At 52.8% G+C, this 25,282-nt stretch carries 18 protein-coding genes; 5 read left to right on the top strand and 13 right to left on the bottom strand.

Annotated features, from left to right (window positions below; all coding sequences use genetic code 11):
- Positions 1-73: 73 nt before the first annotated feature.
- From NSU14_RS18170 to NSU14_RS18145, 6 genes are all read right to left on the bottom strand, one after another.
- Positions 74-2,716 (bottom strand): family 16 glycosylhydrolase, encoded by a 2,643-nt coding sequence (locus NSU14_RS18170; protein ID WP_340946614.1) that lies wholly within the window; start codon positions 2,714-2,716, stop codon positions 74-76.
- 546 nt (positions 2,717-3,262) lie between these two features.
- The gene (locus NSU14_RS18165) at positions 3,263-4,858 is read right to left on the bottom strand and encodes a response regulator (protein WP_340946612.1); all 1,596 of its coding nucleotides are present in this window, start codon (positions 4,856-4,858) and stop codon (positions 3,263-3,265) included.
- Position 4,859: 1 nt separating this feature from the next.
- On the bottom strand, positions 4,860-6,698 hold the full coding sequence (locus tag NSU14_RS18160) for a sensor histidine kinase (RefSeq protein ID WP_042136062.1): 1,839 nt from the start codon (positions 6,696-6,698) through the stop codon (positions 4,860-4,862).
- A gap of 140 nt (positions 6,699-6,838) precedes the next feature.
- Positions 6,839-8,509 (bottom strand): extracellular solute-binding protein, encoded by a 1,671-nt coding sequence (locus NSU14_RS18155; protein ID WP_340946610.1) that lies wholly within the window; start codon positions 8,507-8,509, stop codon positions 6,839-6,841.
- A gap of 45 nt (positions 8,510-8,554) precedes the next feature.
- A complete protein-coding gene (locus NSU14_RS18150; protein ID WP_042136063.1) occupies positions 8,555-9,439 on the bottom strand; it encodes a carbohydrate ABC transporter permease in 885 nt (294 codons plus the stop codon).
- Positions 9,440-9,496: 57 nt separating this feature from the next.
- Positions 9,497-10,417, bottom strand: coding sequence for an ABC transporter permease (locus tag NSU14_RS18145; RefSeq protein WP_340946608.1), 921 nt, complete (start codon positions 10,415-10,417; stop codon positions 9,497-9,499).
- Between the two features lie 148 nt (positions 10,418-10,565).
- On the opposite strand from NSU14_RS18145, the gene NSU14_RS18140 reads away from it, so the two are divergent.
- The gene (locus NSU14_RS18140; protein ID WP_076246678.1) at positions 10,566-11,312 is read left to right on the top strand and encodes a glycoside hydrolase family 16 protein; all 747 of its coding nucleotides are present in this window, start codon (positions 10,566-10,568) and stop codon (positions 11,310-11,312) included.
- Between the two features lie 6 nt (positions 11,313-11,318).
- Here the strand turns inward: NSU14_RS18140 and NSU14_RS18135 are convergent, their stop codons facing one another.
- Positions 11,319-12,293, bottom strand: coding sequence for a phosphotransferase (locus tag NSU14_RS18135; protein WP_336101585.1), 975 nt, complete (start codon positions 12,291-12,293; stop codon positions 11,319-11,321).
- A gap of 670 nt (positions 12,294-12,963) precedes the next feature.
- Positions 12,964-16,077 carry a glycoside hydrolase family 2 TIM barrel-domain containing protein gene (locus NSU14_RS18130; protein WP_340946606.1) on the bottom strand — a complete coding sequence of 1,038 codons (3,114 nt, stop codon included), beginning with the start codon at positions 16,075-16,077 and terminating at the stop codon, positions 12,964-12,966.
- A gap of 200 nt (positions 16,078-16,277) precedes the next feature.
- Here NSU14_RS18130 and NSU14_RS18125 point away from each other — a divergent pair, with 200 nt between their 5' ends.
- A complete protein-coding gene (locus NSU14_RS18125) occupies positions 16,278-17,099 on the top strand; it encodes an AraC family transcriptional regulator (RefSeq protein ID WP_042136069.1) in 822 nt (273 codons plus the stop codon).
- A 48-nt stretch (positions 17,100-17,147) separates the two neighbouring features.
- Here NSU14_RS18125 and NSU14_RS18120 read toward each other — a convergent pair whose 3' ends face one another.
- The gene (locus tag NSU14_RS18120) at positions 17,148-18,041 is read right to left on the bottom strand and encodes a phosphotransferase (RefSeq protein ID WP_340946603.1); all 894 of its coding nucleotides are present in this window, start codon (positions 18,039-18,041) and stop codon (positions 17,148-17,150) included.
- 40 nt (positions 18,042-18,081) lie between these two features.
- A complete protein-coding gene (locus tag NSU14_RS18115; RefSeq protein ID WP_340946601.1) occupies positions 18,082-19,533 on the bottom strand; it encodes an alpha-L-fucosidase in 1,452 nt (483 codons plus the stop codon).
- Positions 19,534-19,662: 129 nt separating this feature from the next.
- Here NSU14_RS18115 and NSU14_RS18110 point away from each other — a divergent pair, with 129 nt between their 5' ends.
- From NSU14_RS18110 to NSU14_RS18100, 3 genes are all read left to right on the top strand, one after another.
- Positions 19,663-20,499, top strand: coding sequence for an AraC family transcriptional regulator (locus tag NSU14_RS18110; RefSeq protein ID WP_340946599.1), 837 nt, complete (start codon positions 19,663-19,665; stop codon positions 20,497-20,499).
- Positions 20,496-21,017, top strand: coding sequence for a GNAT family N-acetyltransferase (locus NSU14_RS18105; RefSeq protein ID WP_340946597.1), 522 nt, complete (start codon positions 20,496-20,498; stop codon positions 21,015-21,017). Before NSU14_RS18110 ends, NSU14_RS18105 begins: the two co-directional genes overlap by 4 nt.
- Before the next feature lie 84 nt (positions 21,018-21,101).
- The gene (locus tag NSU14_RS18100) at positions 21,102-22,007 is read left to right on the top strand and encodes a hypothetical protein (RefSeq protein WP_042136074.1); all 906 of its coding nucleotides are present in this window, start codon (positions 21,102-21,104) and stop codon (positions 22,005-22,007) included.
- 123 nt (positions 22,008-22,130) lie between these two features.
- On the opposite strand, the gene thiD is transcribed toward NSU14_RS18100, so the two are convergent.
- The 3 genes from thiD to NSU14_RS18085 form a co-directional block, all read right to left on the bottom strand.
- A complete protein-coding gene (gene thiD / locus NSU14_RS18095) occupies positions 22,131-22,943 on the bottom strand; it encodes a bifunctional hydroxymethylpyrimidine kinase/phosphomethylpyrimidine kinase (protein WP_336103764.1) in 813 nt (270 codons plus the stop codon).
- A 286-nt stretch (positions 22,944-23,229) separates the two neighbouring features.
- Positions 23,230-24,699, bottom strand: a complete 1,470-nt coding sequence (locus tag NSU14_RS18090) for a DUF4850 domain-containing protein (protein ID WP_340946594.1) — start codon at positions 24,697-24,699, stop codon at positions 23,230-23,232.
- Positions 24,696-25,238 (bottom strand): RNA polymerase sigma factor, encoded by a 543-nt coding sequence (locus NSU14_RS18085; protein ID WP_171719715.1) that lies wholly within the window; start codon positions 25,236-25,238, stop codon positions 24,696-24,698. Before NSU14_RS18085 ends, NSU14_RS18090 begins: the two co-directional genes overlap by 4 nt.
- Positions 25,239-25,282: the final 44 nt, after the last annotated feature.

The following is a 25,282-nucleotide window of genomic DNA, read 5'->3' as shown; positions in this document are numbered from 1 at the left end:
CCCCATCCCCTGTGTTAGCGGTCATATGAAGCGGCAATACGTTCAGCCGCTTATCTGTTCCAGGATGCTCTTCCTACTCCGGGGTTCCTTGGGTCACCCCATGCACATAAGTCTGCCATGGGGAATCCAGCGCTCCCTGACCCGGGTTATAGGTGAAGAAGTATTCCACGGTATCACCCTGCTGAAGGTTATTTACCGCGTAGGTGTAGTTGCCGTTGCCTGTGGAGGTCATGGCCACGTTCTGTTGTCCGCCGTTATTGATTTTGTAATGCAGATCGGCGAAGGTTGCACCGTTCACATAGAACAGCAGGTTATTGCCTGTTTTCTTCAGGCCGCGCACCTGATCGCCGATTACAATTACAGTTGCAGGCGGGGGCACCACGGTGATCGTGCTGGTGGCTGTTTTGTTGCCATCTGCCGTTGTGGCCGTAACGGTTGCTGTACCCGGGGCAAGACCGGTTACGAGACCATTCTGGTTCACGGAGGCAGTACTGCTGTTCGATACGCTCCAGACAACCTGATTATTAGTTGCACCAGACGGCGCCACATTGGCAGTTAACTGGACGCTCTGTCCGGCCTGCACCTGGGCGGTGGAAGGAGTTACGGAGACACCGCTAACCGGAACGCTGCCCGGGTTGCCGGGGTTTCCGCCGCCGCTGCCTTCCTTGTAGACCCGTACATAATCTACCTGCATCGTTGCCGGGATATCAGACGGAGCGGGGGAGAGCCCGCCGTCAAAATGTCCGCCGACCGCCAGATTCATAATCAGATAGAAGGGCTGGTCGAAGGGAGCATTCGGATTGTTCGGTGCTGCTACAGAATACCATTGCTCTCTGTTGACCTTGAAGAAGAATTTGCCGTCCACATACCATTTCACATTGTCTTCTTCCCAGACCATGGAATAGACGTGATAATCGTTCGCGAAGGTCTGCCCCGAAGGGAAGTGATACTCACCGGCGATATACCGGTTCACAGGCCATTGTCCGCCGAAATGTACGGCGCCGCTGGTCGTGCCGGGAAGCCGTCCCTTGGCTTCCATAATATCGATTTCACCGGATGCGGCCCATGCCCCATAAGCAGCGTCTTCCGGAAGCATCCATAGTGCAGGCCAGATCCCATTGCCTGTAGGCAGCTTGGCGCGGATGTCCACCCGTCCGTACTGGAAGGACAGATGATCCTTGGTGTTGATTTTACCGGAGGAATATTGCGCATACCGGCTCGGGTCCTGCGGGAAGGACTTCGGATCGTTCTTGGCTCTAATGTTCAGTTGTCCATTCTGGACGAATACATTTTCTGTGCTGTTCGTATAATGCTGCAGCTCCGCATTGCCCCAACCCCAGCTATTGGGGTCATTAGTGATATAGTACCCCTGTTCATAATTCCACTTGCCGGTGTCGAGCGCTGTCCCGCTGAACTCATCCTGCCAGAGGAGGTTCATCCCGGCCACAGCCGGGTCTGTTGGTGTTCCCAGCGTAATATCTTCCTGGTCGCTTTCATCGGGACGCGGGGCATTGGGATTACCGGTGAAGGTGTAATAGACATAATTGCTGCCGACATTTCCGCCTTGCTGCCCGTTCAGCGGATACCCGATGCGGATTTCCATATTCACCTGGACCGGCTGGAACCACAGGCCATAGATGTAATCGGCCCAGTAGCCCCACTGGTTGGCAGCGGACATATTATTATAGCCATTGCCGGCATAGACGAATCCGCTCTGGCTGGAATCGCTGAGATCCACCCACTGGCCGCCCGCTTTGATCTGATAGATGAATTTGCCAAGCTCACTGCCAACCGGTGCGCCTCCGTCAATCTTGGGAAGAGGGAAGCCGATGGAACCGTTGTTATCTGCAGTGTAAGCTGTCCCGTCGTAGGCCGTCAGGGCATATGAATTCCGGACCGGCTGATTGAAGGTAATCGTATAGATGAGACTGGCCGAAGAGGTCTTGGAGGCCAGCTTGACGTTGATGGATTCGGTAACGGTGAACCAGTACCCGCCGCCGCCATCGGTGAACTGGCCGAAGTTGCTGTCATAGATCCAGCCGCTGGCTGCGTTATTATCAATATCAATCCAGGTGCTGCTGTTTACAGGCTTCACGTACACTTTCAGATCATCCGCCACGGCTTCATAAGTTAAGGCCGGATCATTATTGAAGGTAGGGTAGGTAAAGCCTGCGCTGCCTGTAAAGCCTGCTGTAATCTGCGGCCCTTGTGTAGGCGCCATAGCCGAGATGGTTGTTGTGTTCAGGTTCTGAAAGGCCAGTGTGTAATTAAGAGTGACCGCGCTATTAGCCTTGGAGTAGAGCTGAATTTCGGTTGTAGCGGAGAGCGTGAACCAGTAGCCGTTCATCCCGCCGTCGCTCCAGTGCCCCCAGTTCTGGTTGTAGACATAGCCGCCTGCGCTGTCGATGTCTGTCCAGTTGCCGCTTACTTTGACTTTGACGCCTACATCATCCGACACATCATTCCAGGTGGCAGAGCCTCCGTTGAACACTGGCATGACGAAGCCAAAGCTCGCTTGTCCAACCCCTGATTTGGAGATAACTGGACCGTCTGCTGCTGAAAAATAGGTCATGGAGCTAACAGTGATACCTGCTGCTTCCGCCGTCTGAATTCTCGAAGCAGGCAGCAGGCCGATGCCGGCCAGCATCACTAAGCTCAGGAACAAACATAATACCTTCTGTTTAAATCCGATATCCCTAAGGTGAAGTCGCTTCATACTTGCCCTCCTTTAATTAAATAGTAGTGAAGGTAACCGCTTACATATGAGAGAACATCTTTATTCTATCGAATCTAATATCGCGCTTAAAGGGACAATCCTTTTTGTTATGACCCAATTTTTTGGCTTTTGCTTTATAGGCAGACGCTATTGCGCCTACAGTTCAGAACTCAAGAAGTGAGTGTATTCAACATTGCAGCAATTGATGGAGTTCTGTTCTAAGTGAACATTCAGTGATAGCTGTATAACGTGCAATTAAAAACAGTGAAAAGGAATGCGTGACTCTTATAACTGTAGTCTATACAACTAAATCTGCCCGGATAGGTGAGAACCAAGACAAGTGGAGGTTTTAATTGTACAAAATACAGCTAAACGGATAACTAGTAGAAAATCAGACATTTTAGTTGTACGAAGTACAATTAAGCCGCCTACCGCCTACCGTCTATGCTCATGTACCATAACGATAATCGTGGCACGGCAAACCCTCTGCAAGTATTTTGGCAGCGTGGTTGTCGATGGTCTAAATCTGACACTGTATTGGTGGACTTATTTAGTGGAGTCTTGCTCGATTTGCAGCCCGCTGTCCCGGTAATCGCCCTCCTTGCCATGCCTGCGGCGGATCAGCTGCCGGTATTCCGTGGGCTGCATATGCATCACATCCCGGAAGGCCCGTGTGAAGCTTTTGTAGCTTTCATATCCGACCATGGAGGTAATCTCGACGATCTTATGGTCAGTTTCTGCAAGCAGACGCCGGGCTTTATCCAGACGCACATCACGCAGGTATTCGGCGAAGCCTTTGCCGATATTCTTCTTGAACTGGTTGGAGAAATAAGCGTAATTCAGCGACACATGGTTGGACACCATCGCGAGATCCAGCGGCTTGTGGTAATTCTCGTGGATGAAACGGATGGCTTCGTTCAAGTCCTGAGAGTTACGGTAGCTGCACTTGTATTCATAATAAAATTGGTTCAGCCGGAGCAGCTGCTGCTGCAGCGCCTGAATATAATCGCGGATGCCCGGATAGTCGAACAGGTTGCGCAGAGAGTCTAAGTCCAGCGCTTCTTCTCCCATATACGGGCGGATTACACGCTCATATTCCTCCATCATCTGGACTACGGCCCGGCATAGCTGCTGTGTATATCGAATGTGATACCGCTGCAGCACATCCTTGTGGAATAGGCTGGAGATCCCTTGGGTGATTCTGCCGCTGTTCTTGGTGCCGGTTAACTGGAACAGGGCATACAGCTCCTCATAGGGGAGCTCCCACTGCTGCTCCAGCCGCTCTATATGCGCAGGCAGGAGACAGCGCTTATCCGGAAACAGGAAGCTGTGGCGGTACAGCTCCAATACCAGCGTATAGCTGCCCGGAAGCTCCCTTAATCCATGCTGCGGGCTGGTCAATGCAGTAATGGCCTCCATCTGCTCGGTTTGGAGTGCAGCAGGGAAGATTCCCGGATCTACGGCTGCATCAACCGCCAGGATCAGGTGGGGGCGGTGCTGAAGACAGATACAGCCGTGTCTGCCATATACGCGGTAAGCAATAGATTCTATGCTATGGCTGCTGCTGGCACCCGGCTGGTTAATCCACAGCTCCTCGCGCAGCAGGCAGAGCCGGTAGCTGCTCCATAGCTCTGCGCTCTGCTGCTCAGTCGCGTCAATCCACGTTTCATCACCCGCCGCGCCTTGCATATACATGCGCAGCTCCTTACGGTCGGTCTCCATGGCGCGGCGGGACAATTGCTCAAGATTACGCGAGAGCGACATTCGCGTCTGAATTTCCTGCCAGACATGCTCCACCGAGGACTGCAAATCCTCCCGTTTCACAGGTTTGAGCAGATAACCCTTAGCCCCAAGCTCAATGGCCTTCTGGGCATAGGCGAAATCGCTGTAGCCGCTAATAATCAGATAATCAACCTTAATACGTTCCTCTTTGGTCTGAGCCATCAGCTCCAGGCCATCCATATCAGGCATCCGGATATCGGTAATCACCAGCTGGATGCTGTGCTGACGCAATAGCTCCAGTGCCTCAATCCCGCTTACAGCGCTGTATATATGGTCAAGCTGCAGAGGGAATTGGCGCAGCATGGCCTGCAGGCCGTCACGGATCTGCTTTTGATCATCCACAACCAGAATATTGATCATGCTACCATCCTCCAAGATTCACATTTTCCCAAGGGAGCCGTATGGTTACGCAGGTATAGGCGCTCTGCACGCTGTCAATCCAAAGTCCGCAGCCCTTGCCGTAATGCAGCTGCAGGCGCTTATGCACATTCTCCAGACCCAGCCCGTTCTTGCTGGTAATAATCGGCGTATCCGAGTCGCCCCGCAGCACAGACTGCAGCTTCTCCAGCATCTGCGGATCAATGCCTGCGCCGTCATCGCGGACCTCGATCAGCAGCAGGCTGTCATTCTCTACCCTAACAGTAATTTGGATATGTACACTGCCGCCTGCAGGGGCTGCGTGATGCACGGCATTCTCGACGATAGGCTGCATGCACATTTTGGGAATCGTATAGTGCTGCACCTCCGGGGGAAGAGCGGCCGACAATTCAATGCTTCCGCCTTCCATGAAGTTGATGAACCGGATATAGCTGTGGATGTTGGCAAGCTCTTCACTGAGGGCAACCGTATCGCTGCGCCACTGCATGCTATAACGCAGCAGTGAGCCTAAAGAGACCAGTGCACCAGCAATAGCTGGCTGCTGCTGGACCTCCGCATGCATCCGGATCGACTCCAGGGCGTTGTACAGGAAATGGGAATTAATCTGTGAGTGCAGGGAGTGGAGCTGCGCGTTCTTGGCGATAAGTTGTTTATCCACCACCTGTGTCATCAGATGCCGGATTTCGTCCAGCATATTATTGTAGCTGACGGCCACGTAGTCGATTTCGTCACCGGTTTCGTTATGCCGGAGTCCTGTTTCAATCTTCGCATCCAGTTGCCCCCTGCGTACCTTGCGCATGGAGACGAGCACCTTCTCCAGCCGCCGGAATATACGCCGGGTCATCTGTGAAACGAGCAGCAGCATAAGCAGCAGCACACAGGAGGTGACGGCGATCACAATCAGGTACCAGTTCCGCGGGCCCTGCATCAGCGCCTGACGGGAGGCGATATCGACCACATAGGCGTTCAGAGGAGCGATGTAGCGGTACATCGCGTAGTAGGTTTGATCCCCGGAATGAATCTTAACCGGGTTATTCTGCTGCAGCACATCCAGCTGTTCATGAACCCGGCTAAGGATTCCGTCCAGCTTCTCCCCGGCATTCTGCGGGAATTCATGCCCCGGATTGTATACATTCCGGAAAGCACTTGTTCCGTCCATTACAACACTGAAGAAATCACCACCCGTGTCTTCAAGCAGATCGCTGAAAAAAACACTGTGCCTGGCGCGGATTTCCATAATGGTGGGGAGCTTCTGCTGCTGGCCCTGAGGCCGCACCAGCCTGTAGTAGGATAATGTATCCTCGCCATCCTTAAAGGCGGATAAGCGGAAGGCGGCCCCGCCTTCATCCCGGAGCGTCATCCAGTAATCCTGCGGCCAAAACTTGCTGTAATGATAGATTTCAGGCCAGATTTCGTATACATCCGGGTTATCGACATAGAAGCTTAGCTCACTTATCAGCTCATGGCTTTGAATGATATTATGCATCTGCTCATACTGGTTTTGCTTGAATTTCACGAGCCGCAGGCCGTCCCCGCGCATATTGGTATGAATGAAATCCACAAATGCCTTCTGGGTCAGAGCGGTGGAGGAAGCGTTCTCAAGAATATCCATCCGGCTGCGCAGCCGTTCATTCAGGCGTGCGACATGATTGCTGCCCTCCGCCATAGCTTCCTTGTAGAGCTGGCTTTCCTGCGTACGGATGAATAAAAAGGAGACCACGATCGCAGGTATGGCAATCATGAGGCTGAAGGCCAGAAACAGCTTGGTTGAGATGCGGGAATTCCGGTAAAGCTTCCTCATCGTAGTCAGCAAATACTTCATCTGGTTAACCTCCCATCCCTGTAATATACCATATATTACAAACCGGCTGGTAGGTAATAAGGCGCTGCGGCTTAAGGGGAGAAACCCCTCTAAGCAGGGAATACCGGCCGCCATTCCGGCCGCCGGCATAGTTCAAGACATTATTCCGCCATTTTGGCTTTGCGTGCATCCAGCACCGTCTGGCGGTATTCCTTCACCTGCTCGAAGCCGTAGCTGTCGCGGCGGGACAGGAAGCTGTCGAAGATTTTGTCAAAAGCAGCTTCGTCCTTGGCCGTAATCAGCTCAGGGAGTACTTCTTCCCAGTTCTGGGAGATGCGCGCCCAGGCCACCGCTACATCCGAATCGCCAAGCGGGTCCAGTCCTTTATAGATACCGCTGTCGATATCGGCCTGTGCGTTCGCGAAGTCTTCCATCTGCTTTATAACAGGCGCTTTCTCCGGTCTCCACTGGTTGACGATAACAGGGTTGCGCATCATCCAGTAGGTATCCAGTATGCCGTATTCCTTCTCCAGCTTCTCAATATTGCTGCCCAGCATGTCAACGAATTCAGTCTTCAGCTGCGGTTTGCCGTCCACCGTATCCCAGGTTTCGCCTTCCTTGCCGAGGAACAGGTCTCGCTGGCCCTCTTCACTGGCGAGGTAGGTCAGGAAGCGGATCGCACGCTCCGGATTCTCTGTGGATTTGCTGATCATGGTTACCATCCAGCCGTCCATGTTGCCGGGGAACAGCTTGGCGCTGCCGCCTTTGCTGTTCTGCGGCCCGTCAACTGCGATGTAGTTGGAGTCCGGATTAGCACCCGCAGCCAGCATCGGATTGACAGCGGTCATGCCGGTCCATTCGCGGATCATCATGAAGTAGCGGGCGTTGTTCGTTTTCTCTTCCACCTGGGTATCGGAATCCACCAGGAAATCCACGTTAATCAGTCCGCGCTCGTAAGCGGTACGGAAGGTTTTGAGCCAGGCGATATAATCCGGGTCGGTCACACGGTCATATACGCTGCCGTCTTTCTCATGCGGAACGGCCAGCAGATTCTGCAGATATTCCGTCATCCCGTAAGGGACATTTCCCTGGGCGAAAAAGGGGCTCATAGGCTGACCCTTATACTCGGAATACTTATCCTTCAGCAGCTGCAGCGCACCAAGGAAGCCCTCCGGGGTACTGAGGTCCGGACTGCCCATTTCCTCGTACAGATCTTTGCGGACCAGGAAGGTCTGATTGGCGGCCGTCATGCCGGTCTCATGCATCAGGTTGGGGCTGTAGGAGTCATTCGGAACCCCATACGTGTTGCCGTTCTCCTGGCGGTACCACTTCAGCGTACCGTCACCTGCTACCTTGTAGAAGTAAGGGTCGTACTGATCGGCCAATTCATTGAGGGCATAGACATGATCGCCTTCCCACAGCTTTTTGACAGCGGTTTCCCAGGAACCCATAGAAATGAGATCCGGCAGCTTGCCCGAGGTCATCATTAGAGTAATTTGCTCGTTAGCTTCACCGGAAGGGACCTCCAGCTTGACATTGACACCCGTTTTCTCCGTCACATATTTGGAAGCCAGGCTCTCGCCCCAGGTGTGTGCATACCAGTTCGCTCCAACAAACCAGGTTAAATCGATAGGGCTGGTATCGAGCTTCCAGGCGGGTTCATCGGGATTCAGAGTGGCTTCTGCCGACGGCTCCGGCGTAGCATCGGTCTGCGGCGCAGTTGTGGGTGCGCTTTCCTTATTGGCGGAATTGCTGCTGCAAGCGGCCATAGTTAACGTCAGGATTACAGCCAGAATAATGGCTAAGACTGGTTTAACAGATTTGCTTTTCACGGCATAATCATCCTTTCTGTATGTGTGTAGAATGGTTCATTACGGCTAGCCTTTAATAGCACCTATCATCACACCTTTGACCAGATAGCGCTGGATGAAAGGGTAGAAGATGAGGATAGGCAGCGTAGCCACCATCATGGAGGCGAATTTGATCGAGTTGCCGGGTAATCTTGCACCGAATTGCGCCATCGCCTGCTGCTGCATGAAGGACATGGAGTTCTCGGCAATGATTTTGTACAGCATGGTCTGCAGCGGCAGGAGCTCCTGGGAATGGATATAGATGACTCCCTGATAATAGTCGTTCCAGTGATAGACTGCAGAGAAGAGGGAGATGGTGGCAATAACAGCCATGCTGTTGGGCAGGACAATCCGGAACAGGACGCCATAATCCGAAGCCCCGTCCACCTTGGCTGATTCCTCCAGGCTGTCTGGAATGGTGCGGAAGAAGCTCATAAATATAACCATATTAAAAAAAGTATACATGGAAGGGATAATGAATACCCAGAAACTATCATACAGGCCCAGCTTCGTCATGAGAATGAAGGAGGGGATCAGCCCGCCTGAGAACAGCATCGTAATCAAAGAGATTTTGAGATACAGCTTGCGGCCCATCAGATTGGACTTGCTCATTCCGTAAGCTACGATAGCGGTGAACAGCACATGCACCACAGTCCCTATCACCGTACGCATGGTTGTGATGTAGAAGCCGTTCATCAGCGTCTTATCATTAAAGGCTACACTGTAGCTGGCCAGCGAGAGCTCTTTGGGAAACCAGTTGACGGTACCCAGCGAGGCCTGCGCCGGTGAATTCAGCGAGTTGACGAGTACAAACCACATCGGGTACAGCGTCAGAAAGCAGACCGCCAGCATCAGCAGGGTATTGCCGACCTCGAAAGCGCCAATCCGCCGGAATCTTCCGCGTCTTGCCATGAATCTGTTATCTCCTTTCCAGGTGGAGTCGGCTTCGCCGCTCATAATCCGTTTTTTCTAAAAAATACTGTCGCCGGTCAGCTTCTTGGAGGTCTGATTGGCCAACAGCAGCAGCCCCAGCGCTACGATTGAGCGGGCAAACAGGACGGCGGTGGAGAAGGAGTGACGCCCGGAGACAAGCCCCATGTTGTAAATGTAGAGATCGAGACTTTCCGCCATCTTCATATTCATGTTGTTCTTAAGCATGAAGATCTGCTCAAAGTTACTGCCGAGGATCCCGCTGACCGCGAGAATGAACAGAATAGCGATCGTGGGACGGATGCTCTGCACGGTGATATGCCACATCCGCTGCCAGCGGTTCGCGCCGTCCAGCTCGGCTGCTTCATACAGCCCCGGATCAATGCCCGCTATGGCTGCTATGTAGATAATGGCGCTCCAGCCGGTTTCCTTGAGCGTATCGGTGAAAAAGGTAATCCACCAGAAGTACATAGGGTCGCTGTTAAACAGGATTTCCCGGTCCTGGAACCCTATCGCCATCATCAGCTGGTTAATGACACCGCCCTCCCCCAGCCAGTTGAGTGCGATTCCGCCAAAGATCGTCCAGGCGATGAAATGGGGCAGGTACGAGATTGTCTGCACCGTGCGCTTAAACCGCAGACCCCGGATTTCATTAAGCAGCAGGGCGAATAGAATGGGGATTGGAAAACCTAGTACGAGCTTAATTGTACTCATCCCGAGGGTATTGCGGATCGAGCGCCAAAACCGGTCATCCGTCATAAAATCCTGAAAATGCTTCAGCCCGACAAACGGCGACTCCAGCATGGGCTTCGCGATGCTGAAGTCCATGAAGGCAATGATCAGCCAAAACATAGGGATATAACAAAAGATGAACATCCAGATAATGCCCGGTATTACCATGCTTTGCAGCTGCCACTGCCTGACAAGCGCTTTCATTTGTTCCGTTCTGTATTGGAACATGTGCTGTGCCCCCTTCCTCTTTCATCGTATGAGAAAAGGGCAGAGGAAAAAAGGCCATGATTATTGACCCTATCCCAATTTTTTGGATTCCACCCACCGGGCCTGGAAATTAAGTATGCTGTGATTAACTGAAGGGAGTGTGCGAAGGATGAACAAGCTTATATGGGAGCAGGATTTCCTAAGCGGAAATGCGGATTTGCAGAGCTGGAATATCCGCCTGGGCAACGACTTATTAGACAATGACGGGAAGCCGGTGTATCCGGGCTGGGGGAACGGGGAGCAGCAGTTTTATACGGGGAATCCGGGGAATCTGTCTATTGGAGAAGAAGGCCTGCAGCTGTGTGCGCGCCGCGAAACTTTGGAGCAGGATGGACGCAGCTTCGCGTATACTTCAGCCCGCCTGGATACCCGGGACCAGTTCTCTTTCTGCTACGGCAGGCTGGTCGTGCGGGCCAAGCTGCCGGTGGGGCAGGGAATCTGGCCCGCCATCTGGCTGCTTCCGCAGGATCAGGCTTACGGGCCCTGGCCCGCCTCCGGGGAGATCGATATGCTGGAGGCGAAGGGACGCCTGCCCCGGCAGATTGCGGGAACGCTGCATTATGGACCTGATCTTGCGCATAAAGTCGTCGAAGAGTTCACCTATGAGCTGGAGAACGGAACGATTAATGAGTTCCGGGAGTATGCGCTGGAATGGGAAGCCGGTTCCATGCGCTGGCTGGTCGACGGGCAGTGCTTCGCTAAGCGGAGTCTGGAGCCGGGGGTGATGCCCTTTGATCAGCCTTTTTATCTGCTGCTTAATCTTGCAGTGGGCGGCTGGTATGACAATGTGGCGGTGGACGAAGCTAGCCTGCCGGCGGTGATGACGGTGTCAAGCATCCGGCTGTATCAGCACTGAATCAGCTCAAATTCCGGCGAAAATATCCTCCAGTTGGTCCCAGTTGGCGGCGACCCAATTATTTTCGTGGCGGAACCGGATGAGCGGTGTGAATTCATCCTTTTGGGGAACCGCAATCCATTCGGCTTCCCTCCACCATGTTAATTTAATGGAACGGATCAATTTGTCCACGGATAATGGGATATGCTCGCGGTAGCCGGTCACAAAGGCATGAACCCGGTCCAGCCGGAGCTGGCTGCCTGACAAGGTACAGGACAGGATGGGGCGTGATATATCGAACTCCGGGTACACGAAATGCAGTCTGTCGAAGTCAAGGATAGCGGCCACTTCATCGGCGCTGAACAGAATATTATCGACGAACAAATCCCAGTGCCCCCAGCCCCGCTCGCAGTCTGCAAAGATACCGGTATCCATTCCATCAATAATTCTCCGCTGAATCTCAAGCGCTGCAACCGTTTCGCCATTATGAAGGGTGGTGGCCTGAAGGTATCTTTTGTCCCAGTGCTTCACCATAGCTTCTTGGGTCCGTATATTCCAGTGCAGGGGCAATGGAGTCAGGTCCGTGTTCAGCAGCTTATGCATCCGGCCGACTACGCTCCCCAGCGCATACATTTGGGGCTCACTTGCTGAGCCCGGCTCAATACTGCTTCCGTCACACAGGTTCATCAGCACATACCGTTCCTGCGAAGGCGTTCGTAAGACATATTTCCCCTGATGTGAAAATAACTTCGGAACCGGGATGCCCTGCAAATGCAGCTGATCCTGATGAGTCAATGAAATTTCAAGTCCGTGGGTGAGGTGCTCCGGGTAACGTATCTTGCTGTATTGCTTCACGAATAAACGTCCGTGATCACTTTCAAGCTTCCATTTCAGATTCAGGAAACCCTGATCAATCTGCGTAGCCTTAGTAACGTGTACCCCGAAAATCTCTGAAATGGAGCCTAAGATTTCATCCCGGATGGTTGCGGCTGTGTCGGACATATAATATCTCCTCACCTGGAAATATAAATGATGAATGTATTCAGGGTTAACACTAGTTTAATCTCTGTAATGCTGCTATATGACTTTATTTTCACCGGAGTGAAGGGATTATTCAAAATAAATATTTGCTGAGAAACTGAAGGGGGACGCAGCCATTTACTGCCCGGATAGTTCAACTTCATAGACCAGTGAATGCTGAATACGGGTGCTTAAATTTACACTGTAAAAGCTTAAATGTTGTACGTATTGCAACTTGGTTTCGCAGAAACCTGGGTGTGGGGATAGATTGTTGTATGAAATACAACAATTGGGCTGCTAATCCGCTTGGAGAAGGGGAAATGTTGTATTTCATACAACAAAAGTGGATTATGCCCGGAATTATAAGGGAAATGTTGTATTATGGGCATGATTTGTTTGCTCGCTAGTGCGTACAAGGAGAAATGATTCTTAATGTGCGGTGAGGTTGGCTTCAGCAGTTGATGAGCAGATAATAAGCAAGTAAGCAGATGATGAGCAGGTAACAAGCAGGTAACGAGCAGGTAATAAGCAAGCGAAAAGAGGTGTCCCAAGCCGCAGAACCGGCTGCCGGGACACCTCTTTATTGAAAATATAACATGTTTCACATGCTAACTTATCCTTCTATGCCTCGCTGTTCAGTTTGTGAGGCAACTTAAACGAGTGAAAGCGTGAAGCGGAACGAATACGGACGGTTAGCAGGCAGGGTGAACTGCTCATGGGTCGGGGCGCCCCAGCTGTCGTCACCGCCGACGCCCATCTGCTTGTAGTTCACGCGCAGCACCGTTTTGTTGGATACAGGTAGCTTGTAGCCATGATCGCTGGCTTCCAGCTCAGCTGCACTCCAAGGCAGGGCGTTGACTTCGATAGGCAACGCGCCTTCTACATGCAAGCCGTGTCCATCACTGCCTGCAGTGACAGAGGCATATCTTACATCCGTCTTGTTGCCGCATTCCTGCGGACGGAGATACGGTGTGTATTGCCCGCTGACCGTGCCGCTGTAACGTCCCAGCGGAGCTCCGGACTGCCGGTCCCAGTAGTTCTCATGCGGGCCGCGGCCGTACCAGGAGATGGTGTCGAGGCTGCTGTCCAGCTCGAAGGCCATGCCGAATTCCGGAATCTCCGGCAGCTTGCTGCTGCCCGGCTGAAGCTCCTGAACAATCTCTACCGAGCCGTCTGTGTGGATCTCGAATTGAACACGCAGCAGGGATTTCGGCTGGGTATCCAGCAGATACTCAGCAGTCACGAAACCGAGACTGCCCTCTACACGGCAGCTGAACCCGGTGAGCTGACGGCTGTAAGAGACTTCCTTCCAGACTGCGCATCGCTCGGGATGCTTGTTGCCGAGGTCATTGTCGGTTACCGCTCTCCAGAAGTTAGGTCTTGCCGGTGCAAGCAGATGCTCTTTGCCGGAAGACTGGTAAGAAACCAGGGCGCCGGATGCCGTGTCGAACGATATTCCGAAGCTGCTGCCTGCAAATGTCACTAGCCCGTCTTGCTCATTGACCTGCAGCTTACTCCCTGGAATAACAGGAGTGGCGGCCGGAATATATGGGGACAGAATGAACTGTTCCCAGGCGACTTCGTGGCCTGCACCTGCCCAGGCTGTTTCGGCCTGCAGGACGAACGAGACCGTAAGTACAGCTTCTTTGCCGGTTTCAAGCAGGCTGTGATCGTAAGGAACGGCAATTTCAGCGGTTTCACCGGGTGCTGCGGACAGAGGCAGCGTTCCCTCCTGGACGGCTTCTCCATCCAGCGCCAGCTTCCATTGCAGCTGATAGTCTTCCAGATCCGTAAACAGGAAGTTATTGCGAACCTGCAGACGTCCGGTGTTCAGGTCCAGCGCGGTGAGGACAATGCTCTGATAGCATTTTTTGACCTCCAGCAGCTTGGGAGTAACCGTACGGTCAGCAAACAGCAGGCCGTTGCCGCTGAAGTTGCCGTCATGCGGATTTTCCCCGAAATCGCCGCCGTAGGCCAGATAGCTTGTGCCGTCAGCTGTAGTAGTGCGGATCGCCTGATCTACCCAGTCCCAGATAAAAGCGCCCTGAATGATGTCATACTTGTCAAACAGCTCGGTGTACAGATGCAGACCGCCGCAGGAGTTGCCCATAGCATGGCTGTATTCACAGAGAATGTATGGCTTCTTGGGATGGTTCAGCGCATATCTCTCAACATCATCCGGTTTGATGTACATGGTGGATTCGATATCACTTGCGGCTTCCGATGCTCTGTAATGGAAAATCCCTTCGTAATGCACCAGACGGGTCGGATCGGCTTCCCGCAGATAGTCGTGCATGGCCAGGAAGTTGTCGCCGCCGAAGGACTCGTTGCCGAGTGACCAGATGATGACCGACGGATGATTCTTGTCTCTTTGCATCATGGAGTTGCAGCGGTCAATGACATTGGCACGCCATTCCGGCCGGCTGGCAGGGACATTGTGCTCATGCAGCTCCTGCTGCCCGTATTGCCAGGAGCCATGGGTCTCCAGATTCGTCTCGTCGATGACATAGAGCCCGTATTCGTCACACAGCTCATACCATACGGACTGATTCGGATAATGGGAAGTCCGCACAGCATTGATATTATGTGATTTCATGAGCTTGATGTCGGTGATCATATCTTCTCTGGAGAGCGCACGGCCGGTGTCGCAGGAGAATTCATGACGGTTGGTACCCTTAAGCACAATCCGTTTGCCGTTGATCTTCATCAGACCATCCCAGATCTCAAAGGTACGGAAGCCTACTTTGCAGCTGACCGCTTCCAGCACTTGTCCCTGATCATCCGATACAGCAATAACCAGTGTGTACAGATAAGGCTTCTCGGCGCTCCACTTCTTCGGGTTCGTCACTGCTGCGGACAGCTCTAGCTGCTGAACTCCGTCCTGACCGAAAGCGACAGAGGCGGAGACAGGTTTAGCCCATATGGGCTGTTCCTTACCGTCATAGAGCTGCACCTGTACTGAATGAGACTCAATCACCTTATCAAAATAATTCTCGACCGTCAGGTTTACGTTCAGCTGCGCATCGGTATACTTCTCGTCCAGCTCTGTCCGGACGAAGAAATCGGCAACCCGCACAGGCGGTGCAGTATACAGATAAACGTCGCGGAATATTCCGCTCAGCCGCCAGAAGTCCTGATCCTCCAGCCAGCTGGCATCGCACCAGCGGTAGACTTCTACGGCCAGATTGTTGACACCCGGTACCAGATAAGCGGTAATATCGAATTCGGATGGCGTGAAGGTATCCTCACAGTATCCGGCCAGCTCACCGTTCACCCAGACATAGAAAGCGGATTCAACCCCCTGGAAGCTGAGGTACACCGGCTGCCCACCCCAAGTCTCGGGTACGGTGAAGGTGCGGATATAAGAGCCTACCGGATTGTACACGGTCGGGGCAAAAGGCGGCTTCAGCTCCGGCTCAGACACGGCCCATGGATAACGGACATTGGTATATTGCGGATAATCATATCCCTGGAACTGCCAGTGGGAGGGTACGGTAATATCCGCCCAGTCACCGGAGTCATAACCGGCGGTATAGAAATCCTTGATCCGTGCTTCCGGGGTCTCGGCGAAAGCGAATTTCCAGGTTCCGTTCAAGGACTGATAACGGGAGGAGGCTTCTTTAGTTCCCTGCAGGGCTTCAGCCACTGCCGGGAAAGACATCATGGAGGCATGCGCGTCTATCCGGTTCAATTGAAATAGCTCAGGATTATTATTCCATTCCGGATATCCGTTTGCAGGCTGCTGGTATGAGAGCTTATGGCGCAAGTTAACATCTCCTTATATTGTTATATTCATATTATAGAATGGAGAATGTCTGGGGTATATATAATGATATTCATCAAATATATCAAAATATGAAACAAGAATAGACTGGAATTTGAAACTGCGGGCCGTTATGATGGAGAGGCGGGACAGGAATACCGGCGGTTAGAACCCGCTGGGCTTTTACAGAAAGGGGGACGCCTGTGAGAAGTACAATGATCTTCAGCGAAATGGAAGAAACGCTTCCGCTGCCGCTCTATGCCACAACCATCGGGTATTGGGAGCATCAGGAAGAGACTCTCCGGCCTACGGGCTTTCCGGATTACCAGCTGCACCAGGTACTTGGCGGAAAAGGCGAATTGACTATCGGGGATAAACGTTATACTGCAGGTCCCGGTGATATCATGTTTCTCTATCCGGATGTTCCCCATTCGTATGCGCCGCTGAGCCGGGAATGGGAGCTGGCCTGGATTTCCTTTAACGGGAGGGAAGCGGCCCAGATGCTGCTCTATGCCGGTATACGCGAGTCAGGAATGGGGAGCTTAAGAGAGCAGCCCATCCTAAAACCGCTGGAGGAGATGCTTACCCTTTCATACGGCAATGAGCTTCAGGATAATCTGGAACGTTCGAAGTTATTGTACTCGCTGCTTCTGGATCTGAAACGCAGCCTGCTTCCCGCCTCGAATGAGGATAATGAGCTGGAGCGGATGAAGCCGGTGCTGCAATATATAGAGCTCCACCTGCACCGTCCGCTGCTGCTGAAGGAGCTGGCCGAGGTGGCTGAAGTGTCGCCGCAGTATCTGTGCCGGCTGTTCCAGCGCACCGTCCGCGAGCGGCCGGTCGCCTACATTAACAAACAGCGGGTGAACCGGAGCAAACAGCTCATGTTCAGCAGCAGAGGGCAGAGAGTCTATGAAATCGCCCAGCGGGCAGGGTTCGAGAATGTCAGTTACTTCTGTGCTGTGTTCAAACGGATGACCGGTATGCAGCCCGAAGAGTGGAGGCGCCTGCATGGTCTGGATTAGGGGCCGCCAGGCTCCGGATTCGGATTCGGATTCGAATTCGAATCTGTATCATAGACTCTCCCTCAGCCGGGCGAACATCCAATTCGCGATTTGGCGGTAATCTGCAGCCGGCCCGGCAGACGCTGCGGATTCAACAACCGGCTTAGGGTCATCTGTCTGCAGCACCGCCCACATCGCATTCCAGAAGTTGACCACGTAAGACATCTGTTCAAGGCTACGCAGGGTATCCGCATCATAATGTCCGAAGTAGCAGGCAAGGAAGGTTTCCTTCTGTGGCAGGGAATAAGCCGAGCATACACATGCCAAATCAAACATGATATCGCCCATTCCGGCATATTCCCAGTCAATCAGCCGCACCGTTCCGTCATCCAGAAAGTTGTTTGTAAAAGGATCATTATGGCACAGCCCCAGCTGCTGTTGTCCGTTTGACGCCCTGTCCTGCTGAATGGCCGCAAGCTTCTCCAGGAACTCGTCCAGATCTCCGGGGAGTTCGAGCTGATGCCGGGCGGCAAATTGTATCCGGTCCGTAATATCCTGATAAGGAGAGAATGTATAGGAAACCGGCGGCAGGGCATGCACTTTCCTCAAAGTATCGGCGATCCGCTTCATATTCACATCGGTGCCGGCATCTGCGTCGTTCCATTTCACGCCATCAATAAACTCAGTGACCATATGACCCGTCTCCGTGGAGAAATACACTACCTCTGCGCCTATCCCTATGTCTGCCGCCGCCTGCATAGCGGCAAACTCTGCTTCCCGCTTAATGCCAAGCCTGTCCGCATTCCCGCCGCTAATGCGCAGCGCCAGCTTACGGATACCGTTCGTAATAATATAATTCTGATTCGTCAAGCCATCCTGCTGGTATTCAATGGTTGTATCCGCAATATCCCACTTCAATTTTTCCTCAATAATCTGCTTCATGGCTTCAGTCCATCCGCTCATGCTGGTTATTCCTTCCGTTGTGAAGAGTAATAGGTAAAGATCAGGCAAGCTCTAGCTTGAACACAACCGGCAGGGCGCTGGCCACCGCTGTGGTGCGGATCGTTAACGCTTCTGCATTCCGCTCCCAGGCAGGCTGTTCATCGAAACCGAACACGGAAATTTTCTGGATGATTCCCTCGAAATAGGGGGATTTCTCCCTAAGTGATGTAATGCGCACAGCGCCATACTCAGGGAATACCAGGACGGTTGCATACAGGCAGCTCCCCTTCACGGTGAAGCGGATGTCCTCAGAGGTGAACACCTTGGCGCTGCCGTCGGTGAACTGTCCCTCTTCAATGCGTGTCGGCCCTTCACCGAATGTGCGCCAGAAGGAGCTCTCATAGATGGCTTCACCATTTGTGCCCAGCCAGCCGCCTATAGCAGCCAGTATCTCCTTATCTTCATCGGCAAAGCTGCCGTCAGCCCGCGGACCCACATTCAGCAGGAGATTGCCGTTTTTGCTGACGATATCCACCAGATCGCGGATGATTTCTCCGGCAGATTTGAAGTCATTATTCTCCGTATAACACCAGGAGTTTCGTGCGGCTGCTGTATCCGTCTGCCAGAAGAACGGCTTCAGCTCCGCGAATTGCCCCCGCTCTACATCGGGAATGGCTGTGCCGAACATGAAAGCATCATGTTTATAATTAATAGCAGCCGTAGTTCCGCGCTGAACTGCCCGGTTGTAATAGTAGGCGGCGAATTTCTTCAGATACGGCTTGAATACAGCATTCTCAATCCACCAGTCGAAATAGAAGACCTTAGGCTGATACTGGTCGACCAGCTCGCAGCAGCGGATCAGCCAGTCTTCCAGATACTCTTCAGACGGGGGAGAGCCGTAGAGATCGTGATGATCAGGTTCCGGCATGGACGGCCAGTAGAAATCGCCGCGTTCCAGCGGCTCATGGATATCGGAGTCGAACTCTTTGCCGTGGGACATGAAGAACCAGTGCTCTGCACGGTGGGAGGAGACGCCCAGCTCCAGATCATGCTTCCCGAAGGCGGCCTTCAGCTCGCCGAGAATATCCCGCCCGGGCCCCATCTCGTACGTGTTATAATGGGAGACAGCGCTTTTATACATCTGGAAGCCGTCATGATGCTCTGCAACGGGAATGACATACTTGGCGCCGGAGGCTTGGAATAAGGTAGCCCACTCGTCTGGGTTGAACTGCTGCGCCGTGAACAAGGGAATGAAATCCTTATAACCGAAATCCTTGTGGTTCCCGTAGACAGTCAGATGATGCTCATATTCCTTCGTGCCTTGGATATACATATTGCGGGAATACCACTCATTACTGAAGGCCGGAACAGAATACAGCCCCCAGTGAATGAAAATGCCGAATTTGGCCTGGCGGTACCACTGCGGCACCTCATACATACTTAGCGAATCCCAATCATCCTTATAGGGGCCGTTCTTAATGGTCTCGTCGATAAGGTGCAAATAATCAGTCATGTTCATAGTCAGTTTCTCATCCTCCCGCGATTAATATAACGCTTTCATTGTACCGGGCCGCAGGGGGATTAAGAATGTACGGGATTAACTTTCGGATGTACAAAAATAACCTTTAAGGCGGTCTGAACGATGGATCATCACGCATTGCTCACCAGCTACTTATCCAATCTGAAGGTCGACCTGCTCATGGCGGACTATAACCAGTGCACCACACAGTGGAGGGATCTGGACTACACTCCGGACTACAGCAAGTTCTATTACATCTGCGGCGGTGAAGGTTGGCTGAAGATCGGGGATAAGGAATATTATCCGCAGCCGGGGGAGCTGATCCTGATGCCTGAGGGTGTGAAGCAGTCCTACTCATGCATCAGCGAACGCCCTTTTCTCAAATACTGGTGTCATTTTAGCGCCAAGGTCGGAGAGATTAATCTGTTCCGTATCCTGGAGATGAGCCATGTATGCATTCCGGAGAATCCTGCTGCTGTCGAGGCGGCGTTCAAAGGGATTACCGGGAGTGCCCAATCGGACGCTGTATATGCCCCGCTGCTGGCCAAGAGCAAGCTGCTGGAGCTGATCTCCTATTACATCATGAACCTCAGGCTGGATGAAATCTCTTATAAGAATCTGGGCTCCGCCCGGAAGCTGACAGCCGTTCTGGATTACATCGCCGCGAATATCGAACACAATATTACCATTCATGACCTTGCCGAAATTGTGCATATGCACCCTAACTATTTCATACGCCTGTTCAAGCAGCAGATCGGCGTGCCCCCCATCCAGTACATCACCCGGCAAAAGATTGAAAAAGCGAAAGACCTGCTGGCAGCCACCTCCGGTTCAGTCAGCGAGATTGCCGACCAGCTCGGCTTCGGCGATCTGTTCTATTTCTCCAGGCAATTCAAGAAGCATGCCGGGCTTGCGCCCACAGAATTCAGGAAACAGGAAACAGGAGGCGTTAAACTATGAGCAGCGACCTATACAGCGGTTATCAGATCCGGTTAATGGATGAGCCGGCAGCCAGAGAGATTCTGAACTGGAAATACGAACCGCCATATTCTCTGTACAATATGCTGGATGATTCTGCTGGAACGGAGGATGTCGAAGAGCTGATGGACGGCTCCTACTTCGGCGTACGCACTGCGGAAGGGGAATTGGCCGGATTCTTCTGTTACGGGAGGAATGCCCAGGTGGGAAGAGGGGTAGAGCTGGGATATTATCTGGATGGTACAGCGCTTGATATCGGACTGGGATTAAGGCCGGACCTGACCGGTGCTGGAAAAGGGCTTGTTTTTCTGCAGGCGGGTATGAAGTTTGCACAGGGGACCTATGACGCGAAGCGGTTCCGGTTGTCGGTTGCGGCCTTTAATCTCCGGGCTATTGCCTTGTATAAGAAGGCGGGTTTCCTGCCCGGGCAGAGCTTCATCAACCGTTATGGGGACAGCGAAACGGAGTTCCTGCTGATGGAGACGCCGGGCCTGTTCTGAGCATCTATAGCCAGAGTGGAGAATACAGGGCGAAGTCTGTTAAAATAGAATTATGGCATCATACATATCAAAGGAGAACTGAATGTGAACGATAACTTGAAGCAAGCGTACGCGCGGCTAGGATTAACTGAAACCGTAACCAGAGAGGAATTGAACAAACGGTTCGATTTGCTCCTGAAGCGCAGACGGACCCTTTCTACGGATGAAGAAATAGCGGACTATGAAGCGGATTTCCAGGCGTACAAGCTTATTCTGGATACTTGGGACGAGCAGGAGATTCAGGAAGCTGAAGACCAGCGTCTAGCCAAATACGGGCGGTTCTCCGGGACTGCAAGCAAATGGGAACGCTTTATGCGGCTCTACAAAACGCATGTTATCCTGTCCATCGTCGCAGTGCTTGTGCTCATTTTTGGCGGGAAGGCACTGTACGATAACTATCAGCACAGACAGTATCTTGCTTCGCTGCCGCCGGTGGATGCGACCATTATGTTCGTGGGTAATTTCGGGGCCAAGGACAGCAGCGGGGATACAGCGGCATTGGAACAAGCGGTCATTGACGCTTATCCGCAGTGGAAGCGGGTAGAGGCGACCATTGTGTATCTGCCCAAGACCGGAGAAGGTGCTGATACGCTGGATATGAACCATATGCAGAAGGCTGTGGTCGAGCTGGCGGCCAACCGGCCGGATATCGTCATTATGGATGATGCGACCATCGAGTGGATCGGCGGACAGGCCGGATTCCAGAATCTCGAACCCATTACGGCGGACGGCAAGCTGGCTGCTGACGATACACGTATGAGATGGGGAACGAATGAAGATACCGGCAAGCGAGAGCTGTATGGTGTGAATATTATGGATTCTCCGTTTATCTCTGCGCTGCCCATTGACTACAATGTGAAATCGATCATTATTGGTGTGCTTGGCGAAGACAATAAGGATAAGACGATTGAGTTTGTGAAGCATATTGCGGAGGAACAAGCCGCGAAGTAAATAGAATACAAAGATCAGCATCTCTGAAAATAACAAAAAAACCTCTCTTCCAATGGATGTTCACACCCATTCCTGAAGAGAGGTTTTTTGCTGCTGCGCCGTTATCCGGCAGACTGGCTGTTCCTAGTTCTCCAGACGGTAGCCGCCGTGGAATACTGGGCCGACATACTGGTTGAAGGCATAACCGTTGCGGATGGCTGCGGACACGAAGTCCTTCGCTTTCACTACGGCTTCCTTCACCGACAAACCGTTAGCCAGGCCGCCGGTAATAGCGGCAGCGAAGGTGCAGCCGGCTCCGTGATTGTGGGCGGGTTCGATCTTGGCCGTCTCCAGAACGACATATTCGCTGCCGTCGAAGAAGATATCGATCGCCATATCTCCGCCCAGTGCCTTGCCGCCTTTGACGACAACATTCTTGGTGCCGAGCTGATGAATCAGGCGGGCCGCTTCTTTCATCTCTTCAAGAGTAGTCAGCCTGCCCAGTCCGGAGAGGACACCTGCTTCGAACAGGTTCGGTGTCGCTACAGTAGCCAGAGGCAGCAGCAGATCGCGGATCGCATTGGCGCTCTCCGGATTCAGCACTTCATCTTCGCCTTTGCAGACCATCACCGGGTCGATAACTACATTGGTCTGCAGATTGTTCTTGATTGCCTGCTCGGTAACTTGCACAATCTCCACGCTGCCCAGCATACCGGTCTTCATCGCGTCTACGGGACCGCCGGCGAAGATCGTTTTGAGCTGCTCTGCAACGATTCCGGCATCGATCGGATATACATTATGGTGCCAGCCCCGGTCGGGGTCCATGGTAACGATTGTAGTCAGTGCGCTGAAGCCATAGGTGCCGTATTCCTCAAAGGTTTTGAGGTCAGCCTGAATGCCTGCGCCTCCGCTGGAGTCACTGCCGGCAATGGTTAAGGTTTTGATGATTTTTGACAAAGGTAACGTCCCCTTTTTGTATATGAATGGTATGGAGCCTGTTTTGGGTGCAACTTTTTAAAAATATAAGCGTTTATATGTTTCACACGATAACTTATCCTTCTATTTCTCGCTGAAACGGTACCGTCCTTTAAAAGGACGGCAACGCCGTTTCCACTTGCTCTACGACATTATAACAAAAAACACTCTAGCTGTCCGCATGACAGTACTATTTTCAAAGATAAGAATTGAGAATAACCTATGTGTGCAGCCGGGATAAGTGATGCGGGAGCAAATAAACGGAATCTCAGTCCGTTTCAGAGGCGGAGCTGCCTTCGAGGCTGCGCAGCGCCAGCTTGATGGCCTTGTCATAAACGTAGGGCTCCGCACTGTCCCCGCCCATCCAATACACCACAAGGAATTTCCCTCCCCTGAAGACATGAGGGTATATCCGAGCTCCTCCATCATTTGTCGTACGGTTAATTTCCAGCTTCAACGCAGCCAGACCTTCGGCACATTCCAGGCTGTCAGCATAGGTATAGACGGACAACCGGTCCGGCCGGGCCGGTGTATCGGTCTTATCAATCAGCAGCTCTTCAGGCCAGACGCCGGCCAGCTGCTTGTTGAACATGAGCTCTGTGGTATCCGGGACGAGACTGAGCTGCATGCCCCGCTGTTCCAGCGCCAGGTAGAGAGACTGCGTAGTATACTCTGCACTGCCTGCGGCAGATTCCGGATTCTGCACTGCAGGAAGGAGGAACGGGCCATGATTGGCTGCAAAAAATCCCTGGATGCTGTCAATCACATCCTGCCCGTCAAAGGCTGAAGAGGTGGTCATCTCCAGCTTGCGGAACAGATACCCCCATTCGCCTTCATCATAGTAGGCCGTTCCGGCTGTTTCATACCCCCTGGCTTCCGCGGGCAGAGAATACCGCACAGTGCGTGCATCCGCTCCTCTGGTTCCCGCCATATACTGTTCGGTGAACGCAGGAGGAATAATGGTCAATCCATACTCATCCGCCCATTCTGTCTTGCCGGGGAAATAGGTCCCGATGCTGCCGACTGCACAGCCCTGACAGCCCCAGGCATTATCGGTATATTGCAAAGTTTGCCCCGGATTTTCCGGGTCCTCAAATGTCGCCCCAAGGGAGCCGTTGGCTCCGGTAACGGCCGAAGCTTTCCAGCCGGCAGGGGCCAGCAGGATATAAGCACTGCCGGTATCGCCCTGGAAGATGAGGGCCGCCTGCAGCTTGTCTTCCATGCCGGCCGGCAGCGGGAAGGTCATTCTGGGCAACGGGGGCGGAGTGACATGTGCAGGACTGTTACCGTCATCCAGAACGGGAACTGAAAGGATGGCAGTCAGCGGGATCGATACTTCAGCCCTTTTGTCTTCAACAGAAGGGAAAGGGACTTCAGCATTATAAATGCTGCGGATGCCAACCGCATAATCATTGCTTGGAACGCTTTGGCTATTGCCGGTGGGAGCGGGGGAGAAATCCGCAGCTCCGGTTTCCCGGGGCGGGGGAGCTTCCGATACCAGGGGAGTTATCCGGCCGGCAAGCTTGCCGGGTTCCAGGCCGCTGTAACCGAACCATAGCAGCATGGCCATGACCGGCAGCAGTACCGCTGCGTAAGCAAGAATCTTATAACGCTTGCGCTTGGGCTGATACCCTCCCAGACGCTGCTCTACCTTCTTCTGCATTTGCGGAGTGAAATTCATGCCCTCAAAAGGCTTCTCCTTCAACTGCTGTTCCCATTCCTCCGGTAATTTGCTCATGATCTGTTCAACTCCTTTTCCTTTTCCCAGTATTCATTGGCTTGCTGCCTTGCGCGGTGCAGTCTGGATTTGGCTGCAGATAAGGATATCCCCAGCATTCCGGCCAATTCCTCCATGCTGAGTCCGTAGTGGGCATAGAGCATAAGAACCTCCCTGGCGTTACGAGGCAGCTGCAGGACTACCTTCCACACCTCACTGCTCAAGGATTGCTGCAAAAACACCTCTTCAGCGGATGGGCTTGAGCCGGATCTGCCAGCGTGAGCTTGTAAGGTTACCCGCCGGATGAAGCTGCTGCTGCGGTAGGACAGCCAGCGGTTGCGGGTAATCCGCAGTAGCCAGGTTCTGACTGAAGCTTCACCGCGAAAAGTATCCCTGTATTTATAAGCCCGGATGAAGGTCTCCTGGGAGATATCATCAGCAGCGCTTCTGCTGCGGGCCAGGTAGTAGGCATAGTTCCATACATCCTCGCCATAGTCTTCCATAAGTGTCTTTAACGCGGCGGCGTTCATAGTATTGGAATCCTTCGTTGCACCGTACATACGGTCCCTCCCTTTTCTCTCTACTGTATTGACCTCTGCATCCT

The sequence above is a fragment of the Paenibacillus sp. FSL R10-2771 genome, assembly GCF_038000205.1.
GTDB lineage: Bacteria > Bacillota > Bacilli > Paenibacillales > Paenibacillaceae > Paenibacillus_AQ > Paenibacillus_AQ phytohabitans.
Note: the sequence above shows the minus strand (reverse complement) of the source record. Positions and strands in the feature narration are given on the sequence as shown.

Bases quoted from the DNA above. Each gene is read 5' to 3' on its own strand.
- NSU14_RS18085 (WP_171719715.1), bottom strand. From the start codon at position 25,238: ATGTACGGTGCAACGAAGGATTCCAATACTATGAACGCCGCCGCGTTA.
- NSU14_RS18115 (WP_340946601.1), bottom strand. From the start codon at position 19,533: ATGACTGATTATTTGCACCTTATCGACGAGACCATTAAGAACGGCCCC.
- NSU14_RS18105 (WP_340946597.1), top strand. From the start codon at position 20,496: ATGAGCAGCGACCTATACAGCGGTTATCAGATCCGGTTAATGGATGAG.
- NSU14_RS18120 (WP_340946603.1), bottom strand. From the start codon at position 18,041: ATGAGCGGATGGACTGAAGCCATGAAGCAGATTATTGAGGAAAAATTG.
- NSU14_RS18145 (WP_340946608.1), bottom strand. From the start codon at position 10,417: ATGTTCCAATACAGAACGGAACAAATGAAAGCGCTTGTCAGGCAGTGG.
- NSU14_RS18170 (WP_340946614.1), bottom strand. From the start codon at position 2,716: ATGAAGCGACTTCACCTTAGGGATATCGGATTTAAACAGAAGGTATTA.
- NSU14_RS18110 (WP_340946599.1), top strand. From the start codon at position 19,663: ATGGATCATCACGCATTGCTCACCAGCTACTTATCCAATCTGAAGGTC.
- NSU14_RS18160 (WP_042136062.1), bottom strand. From the start codon at position 6,698: ATGAAGTATTTGCTGACTACGATGAGGAAGCTTTACCGGAATTCCCGC.
- NSU14_RS18165 (WP_340946612.1), bottom strand. From the start codon at position 4,858: ATGATCAATATTCTGGTTGTGGATGATCAAAAGCAGATCCGTGACGGC.
- NSU14_RS18150 (WP_042136063.1), bottom strand. From the start codon at position 9,439: ATGGCAAGACGCGGAAGATTCCGGCGGATTGGCGCTTTCGAGGTCGGC.
- NSU14_RS18090 (WP_340946594.1), bottom strand. From the start codon at position 24,699: ATGAGCAAATTACCGGAGGAATGGGAACAGCAGTTGAAGGAGAAGCCT.
- NSU14_RS18140 (WP_076246678.1), top strand. From the start codon at position 10,566: ATGAACAAGCTTATATGGGAGCAGGATTTCCTAAGCGGAAATGCGGAT.
- NSU14_RS18135 (WP_336101585.1), bottom strand. From the start codon at position 12,293: ATGTCCGACACAGCCGCAACCATCCGGGATGAAATCTTAGGCTCCATT.